This is a genomic window from Psychroserpens sp. SPM9, assembly GCF_025153525.1.
In the GTDB taxonomy this organism is placed as follows: Bacteria; Bacteroidota; Bacteroidia; order Flavobacteriales; family Flavobacteriaceae; genus Psychroserpens.
In genome coordinates this window covers 442,919-456,359 of the sequence record NZ_JANZNR010000002.1, presented here as the reverse complement: position 1 = coordinate 456,359, position 13,441 = coordinate 442,919, and the positions used below count along the sequence as shown (strand labels likewise).

General features: G+C 34.9%; 10 protein-coding genes. 3 read left to right on the top strand and 7 right to left on the bottom strand.

The genetic code is table 11. The features are described 5' to 3' along the window. Nucleotides 1–6: 6 nt before the first annotated feature. Nucleotides 7–1,626, bottom strand: coding sequence for a S8 family serine peptidase (locus N4270_RS05845; RefSeq protein ID WP_260095997.1), 1,620 nt, complete (start codon nucleotides 1,624–1,626; stop codon nucleotides 7–9). Nucleotides 1,627–1,633: 7 nt separating this feature from the next. Beyond that, the gene (locus N4270_RS05840; protein ID WP_260095996.1) at nucleotides 1,634–2,494 is read right to left on the bottom strand and encodes an MBL fold metallo-hydrolase; all 861 of its coding nucleotides are present in this window, start codon (nucleotides 2,492–2,494) and stop codon (nucleotides 1,634–1,636) included. Between the two features lie 167 nt (nucleotides 2,495–2,661). Here N4270_RS05840 and N4270_RS05835 point away from each other — a divergent pair, with 167 nt between their 5' ends. The 3 genes from N4270_RS05835 (at nucleotide 2,662) to N4270_RS05825 (ending at nucleotide 6,759) form a co-directional block, all read left to right on the top strand. Further along, entirely contained in the window at nucleotides 2,662–2,967 is a 306-nt protein-coding gene (locus tag N4270_RS05835; protein WP_260096138.1) for a DUF202 domain-containing protein, read from the top strand. Between the two features lie 34 nt (nucleotides 2,968–3,001). Then, nucleotides 3,002–4,780 (top strand): SLC13 family permease, encoded by a 1,779-nt coding sequence (locus tag N4270_RS05830; protein ID WP_260095995.1) that lies wholly within the window; start codon nucleotides 3,002–3,004, stop codon nucleotides 4,778–4,780. Between the two features lie 128 nt (nucleotides 4,781–4,908). After that, nucleotides 4,909–6,759: a sodium:proton antiporter gene (locus N4270_RS05825; protein ID WP_260095994.1), complete on the top strand. Its 1,851-nt coding sequence runs from the start codon at nucleotides 4,909–4,911 to the stop codon at nucleotides 6,757–6,759. A 127-nt stretch (nucleotides 6,760–6,886) separates the two neighbouring features. On the opposite strand, the gene N4270_RS05820 is transcribed toward N4270_RS05825, so the two are convergent. The 5 genes from N4270_RS05820 to lepA form a co-directional block, all read right to left on the bottom strand. Further along, nucleotides 6,887–8,278, bottom strand: coding sequence for a hypothetical protein (locus tag N4270_RS05820; protein ID WP_260095993.1), 1,392 nt, complete (start codon nucleotides 8,276–8,278; stop codon nucleotides 6,887–6,889). Between the two features lie 142 nt (nucleotides 8,279–8,420). Next, on the bottom strand, nucleotides 8,421–9,143 hold the full coding sequence (locus N4270_RS05815; RefSeq protein ID WP_260095992.1) for a hypothetical protein: 723 nt from the start codon (nucleotides 9,141–9,143) through the stop codon (nucleotides 8,421–8,423). Nucleotides 9,144–9,168: 25 nt separating this feature from the next. Then, entirely contained in the window at nucleotides 9,169–9,930 is a 762-nt protein-coding gene (locus tag N4270_RS05810; RefSeq protein WP_260095991.1) for a hypothetical protein, read from the bottom strand. A 101-nt stretch (nucleotides 9,931–10,031) separates the two neighbouring features. Then, nucleotides 10,032–11,537, bottom strand: a complete 1,506-nt coding sequence (locus N4270_RS05805; RefSeq protein WP_260095990.1) for a LytTR family transcriptional regulator — start codon at nucleotides 11,535–11,537, stop codon at nucleotides 10,032–10,034. 98 nt (nucleotides 11,538–11,635) lie between these two features. Further along, nucleotides 11,636–13,432 carry a translation elongation factor 4 gene (lepA, locus tag N4270_RS05800; protein ID WP_260095989.1) on the bottom strand — a complete coding sequence of 599 codons (1,797 nt, stop codon included), beginning with the start codon at nucleotides 13,430–13,432 and terminating at the stop codon, nucleotides 11,636–11,638. Nucleotides 13,433–13,441 lie beyond the last annotated feature (9 nt).

Below are 13,441 nucleotides of genomic sequence, written 5' to 3'. Positions count from 1 at the left end.
CCTTAATTACTTAGCATTTGCCATTTGAGATGCCATAATTAAGGCATTGTAGGCATTGACGATTCTTCCTGAAGTAGAAATTTCAGATAACGTTTTAATGTCTTTATTTTTTCCTACCGTTACTTTTGCTTTGATGGCTAAGCCAGAATCCATAAGGATTTTTTTCACTTGAGCTGCAGTAAGGCTAGGGTATTGTGAACGAATTAATGCAGCAACACCAGCAACATTAGGAGCTGCCATTGATGTTCCGCTGTTAAAATCATACGTGTTATTAGGCAATGTTGAATAAATATCACTACCAGGCGCAAAGACGTCAACATTAACTTTACCGTAATTGGTGAAACTTGATAACAAACCAGCACCATAACTTTGGGTCAATGACCCAACGGTTATAACATTATCAGAGATTTCCGGACCTGTTCCAATAGCATCGTTAGGGAAGTTTTTAGCGCTATCAATATCTTCACTATCATTTCCTGCAGCATGAACAAACAGCACATCTTTTTCAGCAGCATATTTTAGAGCATCTCTAACCCATTCGCTATGTGGAGAAAAGGATTTTCCGAAGCTGGCATTGATGATTTTTGCACCATTATCTGCAGCATAACGAATAGCTAAGGCAACGTCTTTATCGTATTCATCACCATTAGGCGTCGAACGAATTGCCATAATTTGTACATTGTTAGCCACACCATTCATACCTTTTCCATTATGACGTTCGGCAGCAATAATCCCAGTAACATGTGTCCCGTGATCTTCACCTTCTTTCATCGGTCTCGGATTGTTATTTCCGTAACCAATTTTATCATTTAGGTCATCTGGATTATCACCCGTTGTTCGCCCTTTCAGATTTTTATTAAGGTGTACGTTAAGGTATTCATTGATGCCTTCCAGGTCTTTCTTTATTTCTTTTCTGGCAACTGCCATAGACTCAATATCATTGCTAAAAATAAACTGTGCAACTTGTTTCGCCTGATTTAATTCTTCATTATCAGTTTTGATAGCTGATACTTCTTTTTTAGTATAATCGGCTTTTCCGAAGTGAGCTTTTAATTTATCATCAGCCGTAACCACAGCCTGATAAATTTGATCGTATTGCGTTTTGAGTCCGGTGAATTCTTGATACTTCTCATTGTATAAGGCTTCAGCTTCAGCATATCTTGGATTGTTTTTATCACCAGAAACGAGGAGACGCACATATTCAAACTGCTCGTCGTAACCATCGCCTACAAAGTTCCATCCGTGAATATCATCTATATAACCATTGTTGTCATCATCTTTTCCATTATTAGGAATTTCCTTGGTGTTGGTCCAGAGGACATCATCTAAATCTTCATGATCAATATCGATTCCTGAATCTAACACCGCAACAATTACTGTTTGCCCTTTTTTGTTTTTAATAATCTCTTTATAGGCCTTATCAACACTCATTCCCGGAATGGTATCTGTAGCCAGATCTAAATGAGACCAGGTGTTTTTTTCTGTTTCAGTTAACTTTGACTCTTTTATAGGAGAGGTGTCTATATTTTCGACAGGTGTTGTTAATACGCCAGTAGTAGATCCACAACCAAATAGCATTGCAGAAATAGAAAGTGAATAGAATAAGGATTTAAATGTAATGTTCATGTTAGTATTAATTAAAAATATCGTTTGTAGTATATATGTCTTTTAGTCGCACGCCTTTATCGGTGTGTTGAACGGTTATAATTTCATGATGCGCATCGTGTTCTAGAAACAAGTAAAAATTATTTTCAGCAGCTAGATTTAGAAATTTTTCTTTTTCATCTAAAGTTAATAACGGACGCGTATCATAACCCATAACAAATGGCAATGGCAAATGTCCAACCGTTGGCAGTAAATCTGCCATAAAACAAATGGTTTTATTATTATAGTTAATCATCGGAATCATTTGTTTTTCGGTATGTCCATTAGCAAAAAAGATATCAAAACCCAGTTCAGAATTTTTTAAAATATCCAGTTCTGGAAGCGCAGTAAATTTCAAATGACCGCTTTCTTCCATGGGTATAATATTCTCTTTCAAAAATGATGCCTTTTCACGACGATTGGGTTCTGTAGCCCATTTCCAGTGGTTTTCATTACTCCAGAATTGTGCATTTTTAAAAGCAGGTTCATAACCCGTTTGGTCTTTATTCCATTGGATGCTGCCGCCACAATGATCAAAATGCAAATGCGTCATAAATACATCGGTAATATCATCGCGATGAAATCCGTTGGCTTTTAAAGATTTATCTATAGAATCGTTGCCCCACAAGTGGTAATAACCGTAAAATTTGTCACTCTGTTTATTTCCCATGCCAGTGTCGATTAAAGTTAAACGGTTTCCGTCTTCAATTAACAAGCAACGCGCTGCGATATCAATCATATTATTGGCATCGGCAGGATTGGTTCGGGTCCAAAGCGATTTTGGAACAACACCAAACATGGCACCACCATCGAGTTTAAAATTTCCAGCGTTTATGGGATATAAATTCATATATGAAAATAATTGACATGCAAATTACTAAAAGCAATAAACATTCTTTAATTTAGGTCCTATTTATTGAGGGATTTTTAACATATTCAATAAAATATAGTATTTTAATTAGATAGTTTTAAAAAAGAAAATTTTACCAAATGAAAACTACTCCCAAGATTAAGAAGATGAAACTGTTGAGGTTTGGTCGTGACTTTAATCCAGACGAACAAGTTATACTGCGAGATTACTTAGCTATTGAAAGAACCAGACTCGCTAATGAGCGTACATTGTTATCTTATATTAGATCATCATTGTATTTGCTCCTAGGAGGCATTGCGTTTTTTCAACTTAAAGAATTTTCAAACTTTAAATATCTGGCATTTTTATCGTTGCTTTTTAGTGTTATTTTTTTTGTTATCGGAATCTACAGGTTTACATTACTTAAAAAGAGTTTAAAAAGAGTGTATTATAAATCTGAAGAGAAAAAATAGAAATAGTGATTTGAACCAGTAATTGTAATCTACAATGGATTTACTAATAACTTTTGCTATTATTTTAGTTGGTGTTTTTCTCTTTGTGAAAGACTACTTTTCTATAGATACAACGTCCATATTAATTATGGCAATGTTTATTGTAGCCGGCGTATTGAGTCCTGAAGAAGGCTTTTCTGGTTTTAACCATCCTGCAACCATCACCTTAGGCTGTATTTTTGTTGTAAGTGGTGGTGTTTTTAGCTCTGGTGTTTTGGACGGGCTCAGTTTTAAAATTATTAAACTGGCTAAAATTCATTATAGTGTTGCGCTAATTGTGTTTTGCTGTATTTCAGGTTTATTTTCGGCATTTATCAATGATACAGCTGTAGTTGCGCTTTTACTTCCTATTGCCTTAACCGTTTGTCGCGAAACGAATATCAGACCAAGTATGCTATTAATGCCTATTTCTTTTGCGGCATTATTTGGCGGAACTTGTACTTTGATTGGTACGTCTACTAACATTCTGGTGAGCAGTTATGCTAAAAAATATGGCGTCGAAGAGTTTGGAATGTTTGAATTTAGCGGAGCAGCCTTGTGCCTTTTAGCTATTGGATTTGCTTATATTTTTATCATCGGACCCATATTATTACCAAAAAACAGAGGCGACAACAATGAGTTTACAAAAAAGGCTGAAACATACACTACCGAACTTTTTGTTGAAGATCACTGCGAAGATATAGGTTCCTTTTTAGGAAAATCCCAACTGGTAAAAGACTATAATGTCAATGTGCTTTCAATTCTTAGAAATGAAGTTTTAAAACACAATTTTGGTTTAGATACCAAGATACTTAAAGGTGATATTTTAAAGATTATTGCACCACCAGAAACCTTGTCAAGACTTTTAGATATAAAGGGTTATAGTATCAAAGGCTCCAATCGAATGAAAGTTGCCGAAGAGAAGTTCAAATCCTTTAACCTTTACGAGATTATTATTCCTTATGGTTCTAGTTTATCGGGTGTATCTTTAAAAGAAATTAATTTCAGAAAACAATACAATTCATCAGTAATTGCATTACGACACAGAGGTCAAAATAAGTACGATAAATTAAGTCATACAATTTTAAGGGAAGGTGATATGTTGCTCATTCTAGGCCAAGAGGAAGATATTAACAATTTAGAATCCCATAAGATTGTAGTCAGGCTTTCAGAATATGTAAAGAAAAAAACTAGCTACAAAAAAGCCATACCAGCCGTATTAATCGGTGTTGGAGTTGTATTAGCTGCATCATTCAATATCACCTCTATATTAATTAGCGCAATGATTGGTGCATTATTAATGGTGTTGACAGGAATTTTAAAACCCATAGAAGCATATAAAGCCGTAGAATGGAAAGTGATTTTTATGATGGCAGGTGTACTTTCTATGGGAACAGCACTTGAAAAAGTTGGAGGCGCTAGCTTAATTGCCAATTATATTATGGAAACCCTTGGTCAATATAATGCTCAAATCACCTTGAGTATCATTTATTTGGTCACGTTCATTTGTACGAATTTAATTTCTTCAAAGGCAACCGCAGCCTTGATGGCTCCTATAGTGATTAGTCTTTCGCAAGCAATGCAAGTTAGTAACCGCCCTTTTTTGGTTGCCGTAATGTTCGCCTGCTCATTAACATTTATGACACCAATGAGCTATCCAACAAATACCATGGTTTACGCACCTGGAAATTATAAATTCAATGATTTTCTTAAAATGGGTACACCTCTCAACCTCTTAATTTGGATCGCTGCAACATTTATTATACCCTATTTTTTTCCTTTTAATTTGAGCTGATTTTCTTCGGAAATAGATTCTATGGGTGTTTACTAGACTTCCTGTTTTAAATACCAGACCAATTTTACAGGTTTTAGTTACCTAGTTGAAATGTTTCAATTATATTTAACATTTTTAAATACAAACTTATGTTAGAGTTAGCAGGAATCATCATCTTAGGTATATTAGCACAATGGGTTGCTTGGAAATTTAAAATACCAGCAATTTTACCATTAATTTTAATTGGCTTGTTGGTTGGACCGATTGCCGCTGAGTTTTTATCCCAAGATGGCACAAAATGGATAGAGCCCATTTGGAACGGAGAAGAAGGCCTGTTTCCTGGAGAAAGTTTATTCTATTTTGTCTCTCTGGCCATTAGTATCATTCTTTTTGAAGGTGGACTAACGCTGAAGCTGAGTGAAATCAAAAACGTAGGTCCTGTAATTACGAAACTTATTACCATAGGTTCGCTTGTTACCTTTTTTGGAGCCGCAATTGCAGCGCGCTTTATTTTTGAATTAAGCTGGGAGATTTCTTTTTTATTTTCGGGTTTAATTATAGTGACAGGGCCAACAGTAATTACACCAATTTTAAGGAATATTCCACTAAAAAAAGATGTGTCTGCGGTATTGAAATGGGAAGGTATTTTAATTGATCCCATAGGTGCTTTAGTTGCTGTATTGGTTTACGAATTTATTAGCGTTGACGCAGGAGGAGAGTTTACTAAAACCGCACTTATTGAGTTTGGTAAAATTGTACTCTTTGGATCGACTTTCGGATTTACATTTGCACACGCTCTTAATTTTATTTTCAATAAAAAATGGGTGCCTCATTATTTAATGAACGTTTTCGCCTTAGCAGCTGTTTTGGGAGTTTTTGTCTTATCAGATGCGTTTGCTCACGAATCAGGACTTTTAGCTGTTGTTGTGATGGGAATGGTATTAGGCAACTCCAATTCTCCTTACTTAAAAGACATCTTGTATTTTAAAGAATCACTAAGTGTATTGCTTATTTCCATCTTATTTATATTGCTTGCTGCTAATATTAATTTTGATGAATTACTATTAATTTACAATTGGAAAACGGCCCTACTTTTTGCTGCAGTGGTCTTTTTAATTAGACCGCTAGGAGTGCTATTGAGCACACTCGGATCGACCTTAAAGATTAATGAAAAACTCTTTATAAGTTGGGTTGGACCTCGAGGTATAGTTGCAGCAGGTATTGCTTCACTTTTCGGACTCAAACTAGCAAGTAAAGGAGTTACTGGAGCCGAATACATTACACCATTAGTGTTTGTTATCGTTCTAGGAACCGTATTATTAAATGCGACGACAGCACGACTATTTGCCAAATTGGTTGGCGTATTCTTAAAGCAATCTAATGGAATTTTAATTGTAGGCGCTTCAAAAGTATCAAGATTACTTGGGCATTATTTAGAAAGTAACGGAAGACATGTTGTACTTATTGATAGCAATCAAAATAACATAACAAAAGCTAAAGAATTAGGTATTGAAGCCTTAAGTACCAATATTTATTCTGAAACATTGACCGATAACATTGAATTAAGTGATGTTGGTTATTTAATGGCCATGACCGGAAACTCTGATATTAATAAGTATGCAATTAACAAGTTCAGTAAACAGTTTGGTGAGAATGGTGCATTTAGATTGGTCACCACTGAAGAGATGAACAACCCTGAAAAAAACCCAAAAGAAGGCTTGTTTTCTCATACCGATGATTACAATAATCTAGCTGAAGTGACTCGTAAATTTCCATCGATTCAAGAGATTGAAATTGATGATGAAGATCATTATAAAACCCTCATTGAAATTACAAATAATGATAAGGATATGATTCCGTTATTCTTAAAAGATGATAAAGGCGAGTTTCATATTATTTCCTCTCACAATACTGAAATTGATAATATTGGAGATGATTGCAAATTGGTTTATTTAGGAAAACCATTTGATGTTGAAGAAGTGGCTCATGAAGAAGACTAAAAAAAGAGGCTTTAAGTAATGCTAAAACCTCTTCTGATAAAGACCAATTCAAAGTATCAATTTTAAAACACAGTCTTTTATACTTGTTTTATGGTTTTGTGTGTAGTTAAACGGTCTATGTAACGACTCAAAAACTGTGTCTTACAACTATTTTAAAAGGATTATCTTTATTTATAAAGAGCGATGTCCCATCAACTTCAAATTCGCCACCGCTTTCGGGTTTAAATGTAAAACTCTCGTAGATAAATATTGGAAATTGTCCGCCCACAGACCAATCCTCACAAATTCTAATATTTACACCGCTGTAAGCACATCCGATTAGGCCTGTAAAATCATCTTTAAAGCCATTATTATCATTACTTCCAGTTGCATAATTTGCCATAATACCAACCACAAATTGAGTTTCTTGGCTAGGCGTAGCAGCAAAATTATATTGAAGTTTTGGGCCACCTTTAATGACACTCGAGCTAAAATCTCCAAAACTAGTATGTTGATAGCTTGCTTCTGCTCCAATATACCAACCTTGGTCATCACTTGAATTTAGCTGGTATAAATATTCGCCAAATACACAAAAAGTAGTTTCCTCAAAATCCTGTGCAAACCCAGCTCCAATACCAAAGCCAATGGTTTGATCTGGCATCAGGTCATTAATACCTTCAATAGCATTGAGAGCTGCAACAGGATCTATATTAGACGGTTCTTCTTTGTCTTCTTTGTCACCACAGCATTTTAGTGAAAGCACAGAAAGCCTAGAGTTCTTCGGATTCATAAAAGTGATAGTAGAACCCGTTAGTGTTCCTGAAACCGAGGCCGTATATTCATAACTTCCATTTTTTACTTCGGTAGCTAGAGCATCATTATCACAAACACAGTCAACAATTACTGTCGTTTTAAGATCCCAAGTAGCATTAGGATAACTTATCGTTTTTATAGTAATAGTGTTTGTGGAGTTATATCTGCATCTGTCGTTGATATTGTACTCATTGTTAGACTTATAATTTGTTGTTAACTCCTTTAAGGTTAGATAGTAGTCACGCAAAACATCAATATCCTTAGACAATATTTCGCCACGGAATTCTGTTTTGCCTTTAATATCGTTAACACCTTTTCCAGTATATGCTTTCACAAATGCCTCAAAATTAGCATCATTGCTTAAGGCTTGTAATGCTTTATCTGTTAGTGATTCAAATGAACCTTTATCAATAGTTTCACTTATAGCCACAGCTTGAATTCTAGAAAACAAGTTGCGTGTTACAGCATTCAGTTCATTAATACTCAGTTCTAATTGAGACTTATTGATGCTGTTTATTAAATCATTTGCTTTGCAAGGTTTGTTGTCTTTCCAATTGTTTAATGTTTCGGTTTTTAGCATTGTATTAAATGCAGCAGTTAGGTCTTTTTGAGCGTCATACATTTTGGTTAACTCATCGTTAGGATGCTCTTGAGCGTTTAAATGTGGTATAGTTCCGAAAAGCAGTACAATAAATAGAATGATACTTTTGGGTAATTGTGTTTTCATAATAGCTAGTTTTGGATAAGTAATACAGGTTTGATCTTAAAAAGTCTTTGGGTAAACCCCTGCTTTAACAACTAAAGCAAGGGCTCTCCACAAATTATGATTATCTATACGTAACCATAGTTTTATTGACTCTACTTTTAGATTAGTCTAATTTAATTCTAGCATAACCCATAATTAGGTTGTCTTTATTAATGCCTACCCAAGTATTTTGTTGTTCAAATTCAAAGCCATCAGACTCATAGGTTTGTTGTGACCAAGAAGCGATAGGAATAGTAACACCAAGGTCTAATCTAGGACTAAGGGTATAATTTGCTCCAACTTTTAATTCACCCCGATATTCTGTAAGATCTTCCTTGAAGTCAAAATTTTCAAGTGTTCCAAACCCGTAACTAAGGTCAACGCCATAGGTGATGTCTAGTTTACCATTTTTACTGGCGCGATCAAATAGTGTATACCCAACACCAACACGAGTTAGATTTAACTTACGATCATCAGCACTTTGAGAATGGTGCATTGCAAATCCTTTTAAATAGCTGGCCGAATTAAAATTATCTTTAGAAATTCTATGGTTATACCCAGCACCAATGCAAAACGAGGTTTCACTGTCATCCTCGGTAGAATTTAACCCGAAGCCTCCTGATGCTTCTATAAAGTGTTGTGGGTAGGCAACTAATTGATTGTTTCTAAAGTCATCAAGGACCTGTTCTTCAAGCTTTTTAAAGTCGATCATTCCATTTTCATCTCTAGGCATATCTTGTCCATCAAATTCTGCATCAAATAGAGCTGCGCACCCAAAATTTGTAGATAGAAGTCCGAATAATAAAATAATACCTATCGATTTCGTTATTATAGTTTTTGTTTTCATAATATGTGGTTTTAAAATTTATAAATCATCGTTTTGAATCTGGCAATGTAAATACTAGAGTAAGTATGAGGAGGTTGTTTTTGTTTATGAACCCATAAGTTTGATTATTTGTGATTTCATTGCCATCAGATTTTAGAGTTTGTTTTTCAACAGTTAAGAGGTCAGTTTGTATCATCATTGACCATTGTTTTGTCAATAATATGTGGAGCCCAACAAATAATCCGAAGGAAAACCTCGTAAGGTCATTTTTAAATCCGTCCTCAAACTTGTTAGTTCCAAAGGCATATTTTGCAAAAACACCGTATTGTGCACGAACTTGTTGAAAGCGTTTAGAAAGGACAGAAAGCATCATTACTCTTAAAGAGAGGTCAAACAATCCTACGGTCAGGAATTCAGCATTAGTATAATTATACCCAACACCAAGAGCCGCATAGGCTGCTTTATTTGAAAATGTAGCAAACCTTAAATAATATGCCGCGTGAAGGCACCAAAGGGTTTCAAGATCGGTAAACCCGAAACCTGCACCAAATGCAATCATATTAAGAGCAAAAGCGGCTAAGTTTTCTTGAGCGTCATTTTCGGTAATATTTTTTGGAGCCTTTGAGAAATCATACTGAATATCTTCATCTAAATTAATTTCGTAGGTTCTTAAATCTAGAGTTTCCGAAGCCACCATAAATTGATCAAAATCAGTTTTGGTATCGAATACATTTTGAGCGGTTAATGATGTTGTAGTGCTCATAAAAAAAAGAAGCAACACCATTGTTAATACATGTTTAGTTTTCATAATATGTGAATTTTGGTTTGTATTAAAGTTATCTTTTAGAGCAATGAAACTCTATAAAATGTGATAACTGACACAAAAAACAACATATTCAACTTAAAGTGTTAGGCGATATTTGCCTTATAAGTTCTAGAAACAGGTATTTCGATATTAGGTTTTAAAAATAAAGACTTGCTATTTAAAGCATCTATAAAGTTTTTATTGATGACATATGAGCGATGAACTCGAACAAAATTTGGAGGTAAGGTATTGAGAATATCTTTGAGTTTATTACGGTCTATAATGGTCTTATCATCGGTGACAAATTCTAAATAGTTGCCATCAGATTTGATGTACTTGAGTTGATCCAGATATACTTTTGATTTATTGTTAAGAATGACTGCAATTTCTTCGACTTTTTTGGCAATTTGCTCTTTTTCATATTCTGCCGTTTTAAGGCGTTGTATGGAACGCATTAATTTTTGGCCAAGAAAAATAGAAGCCAAAGTAGCAATTAATGCAAATAATGACCATTTCCAGATATTTTTTTGTTTTTTAGAAATAAGTAGCTCTTTGTGCTGGTTTTCCTTTTCGAGAAGCAATATTTCTTTGGCTTGTTTTTCGGTTTCAAATTGAGCGGTAATTTTAGCGATGCGTTCTTTTTCTTCAATTAAATTAAGCGAATCTTTTACGTGGTTAATGGCATTAGATATTCGAAATGCACTTTTATAGTCTCCAGCCATTTCGTAAGCCTTTGCCAAAAGCTGGTTGGTTTCTAATTTAAATGCCCTTTTAGGTGAATTGTCAAGTGCTTTTTTTAAGTAGAAAATGGCTTGGTCATCCTTTCCTAAATGATAATAAGCTTCACCAATACAAGCATAACTTCTATCTTTATTGGACGCATAATTTATACGCTCCTTAATTTTTATGGATTCGAGATGATACTTTATAATATTATTGTAATCGTTTAACGCCACGTAGCTTTGCGCCATATTATAATAGATGATGGCAGCGAGTCTAGAATTGTGTTTGTCGTCAATACCAGAAAGTAATTTTTCAGAGAGCAGCAACTTTTCATGTTCATCATGTGTGGCTGGTTGTATATTATTTTCTTCGGAAGCATGATTATCTGCGCCAGAAGCCATTGATTTATCATAGAAATAATCTGCTAAATCTGGGCGATCGAGTTTGCTGTAAATGACTCCTATTTGTAGATAGGCTTTTTGTAAACCTTTATCAATTCCGCCTTGATTGTAATGAATAATAGCACTAAAATAACTTTCAAGCGCGAGGTCATAGTTTTCTTTTAAGTAGTATATAGAGCCTAAATTATAAAACGTATCACCTTTTAATACTTCGGAAAGTGAATCTAAATGCTTTAGGTTGTAATCGAATAGACGTTCGGCTTCGTCATATTGTTTTTTGGTGATGAGGTAGGTGTTTTTGTAGATGATTGATCTAGCAATTAACGGAACGTCATTTAATGCTCTGCTTTTTGAGTAGGCAATATCGGCATAGTACAAACCACTATCTTGATTTGTCTTATGAAATACAAGTGCCTTACGTAAAAGAGTATCAATTTCAGATTTTGGTGTGACTTGAGCTAAACTGAAAAAAGAAACAAGTAGCAAAGCGGACGGTATGAAGTTTCCCCAATTCCTCATACTTAAAAATACAAAAAAACCGAAGTATTATGCTTCGGTTTGGTATTTAAAATTTATTTGTAAGATTAATCGTTCAGCTTTAAAACAGCCATAAATGCTTGTTGAGGTATTTCTACATTTCCAACTTGACGCATACGTTTTTTACCTTTTTTCTGCTTTTCTAATAATTTTCGTTTACGAGAAATATCACCACCATAACATTTTGCCGTTACATCTTTACGTAATGCTTTTATGGTTTCACGAGAAATAATTTTCGCACCAATAGCGGCTTGGATTGGAATATCAAATTGCTGTCTTGGAATAAGCTCTTTTAATTTTTCGCACATTTTTTTACCAATCGTATGTGCATTATCAGCATGAATTAAAGCCGAAAGGGCATCAACGGTTTGAGCATTTAATAAAATATCTAGACGAACCAGCTTAGAGACTTTCATTCCGATTGGCGAATAATCAAACGATGCGTACCCTTTAGAAACCGTTTTGAGACGATCATAAAAATCAAAAACGATTTCAGCCAAAGGCATTTCAAAGGTTAATTCAACACGTTCTGGTGTTAAATAGGTTTGATTCAGAATCATACCGCGTTTCTCTATACAAAGCGACATGACATTACCTACAAAATCAGCTTTAGTAATAATCGTTGCTTTAATAAAAGGTTCTTCTACACGATTGATTGTTGTGGGTTCTGGTAAATCTGATGGGTTATTTACAATAAAAGCTTCATCAGGATTTTTATTCGTGTAAGCGTGATACGATACGTTAGGAACGGTTGTAATCACAGTCATATCAAACTCACGTTCTAAGCGTTCTTGAATGATTTCCATGTGCAGCATTCCTAAGAATCCACAACGAAATCCAAAGCCTAAAGCAGCAGAGCTTTCGGGCTGAAATACTAAAGAGGCATCGTTGAGCTGCAACTTTTCCATAGAGGCACGTAACTCTTCATAATCTTCGGTATCTACAGGATAAATACCAGCAAAAACCATAGGTTTTACATCTTCAAAGCCTTCTACAATATTTGTAGTTGGGTTCGCAAAATCGGTTATGGTATCACCAACTTTTACTTCTTTAGCCGTTTTAATTCCTGTAATTAAATAACCTACATCACCTGCTTTTACACTTTTTTTAGGGACTTGATTAAGTTTCAATGTGCCTACCTCATCAGCATAATATTCTTTATCTGTAGCAACAAATTTAATTTTTTGTCCTTTTTTAATTTCTCCGTTAAAGACTCTAAAATAGGTTTCAATACCTCGAAACGTATTATAAACTGAATCAAAAATCAAAGCCTGTAAAGGTGCCTCAGGATCACCTTTTGGAGCTGGAACACGTTCTATGATAGCTTTTAAAATATTATCAACACCAAAGCCTGTCTTTCCGCTGGCATGAATCACTTCTTCAGGGTCACAACCTAAAAGATCAACAATATCGTCTGTGACTTCTTCGGGATTGGCACTCGGTAAATCTACTTTGTTGAGCACAGGAATAATCTCTAAATCATTTTCTAGTGCGAGATACAAGTTTGAAATGGTCTGCGCTTGTATACTTTGTGCAGCATCTACAATCAATAATGCACCTTCACAAGCTGCAATTGAGCGCGAGACTTCGTATGAAAAATCGACGTGACCTGGTGTGTCAATCAAATTAAGCACATAGTCTTGACCTTCAAAATGATATTCCATTTGAATGGCATGCGACTTAATGGTAATACCACGTTCGCGTTCTAAGTCCATACTATCTAAAAGCTGGTCTTGTTTTTCGCGAGCAGTTACAGATCCCGTAAAGTCAAGCAAGCGATCGGCTAGTGTACTTTTTCCGTGGTCAATATGCGCAATTATGCAAAAGTTTCTAATGTGCTTCATAACATCTTA

Bases quoted from the DNA above. Each gene is read 5' to 3' on its own strand.
- N4270_RS05835 (WP_260096138.1), top strand. From the start codon at position 2,662: ATGAAACTGTTGAGGTTTGGTCGTGACTTTAATCCAGACGAACAAGTT.
- lepA (WP_260095989.1), bottom strand. From the start codon at position 13,432: ATGAAGCACATTAGAAACTTTTGCATAATTGCGCATATTGACCACGGA.
- N4270_RS05840 (WP_260095996.1), bottom strand. From the start codon at position 2,494: ATGAATTTATATCCCATAAACGCTGGAAATTTTAAACTCGATGGTGGT.
- N4270_RS05810 (WP_260095991.1), bottom strand. From the start codon at position 9,930: ATGAAAACTAAACATGTATTAACAATGGTGTTGCTTCTTTTTTTTATG.
- N4270_RS05825 (WP_260095994.1), top strand. From the start codon at position 4,909: ATGTTAGAGTTAGCAGGAATCATCATCTTAGGTATATTAGCACAATGG.
- N4270_RS05815 (WP_260095992.1), bottom strand. From the start codon at position 9,143: ATGAAAACAAAAACTATAATAACGAAATCGATAGGTATTATTTTATTA.
- N4270_RS05830 (WP_260095995.1), top strand. From the start codon at position 3,002: ATGGATTTACTAATAACTTTTGCTATTATTTTAGTTGGTGTTTTTCTC.
- N4270_RS05820 (WP_260095993.1), bottom strand. From the start codon at position 8,278: ATGAAAACACAATTACCCAAAAGTATCATTCTATTTATTGTACTGCTT.
- N4270_RS05845 (WP_260095997.1), bottom strand. From the start codon at position 1,626: ATGAACATTACATTTAAATCCTTATTCTATTCACTTTCTATTTCTGCA.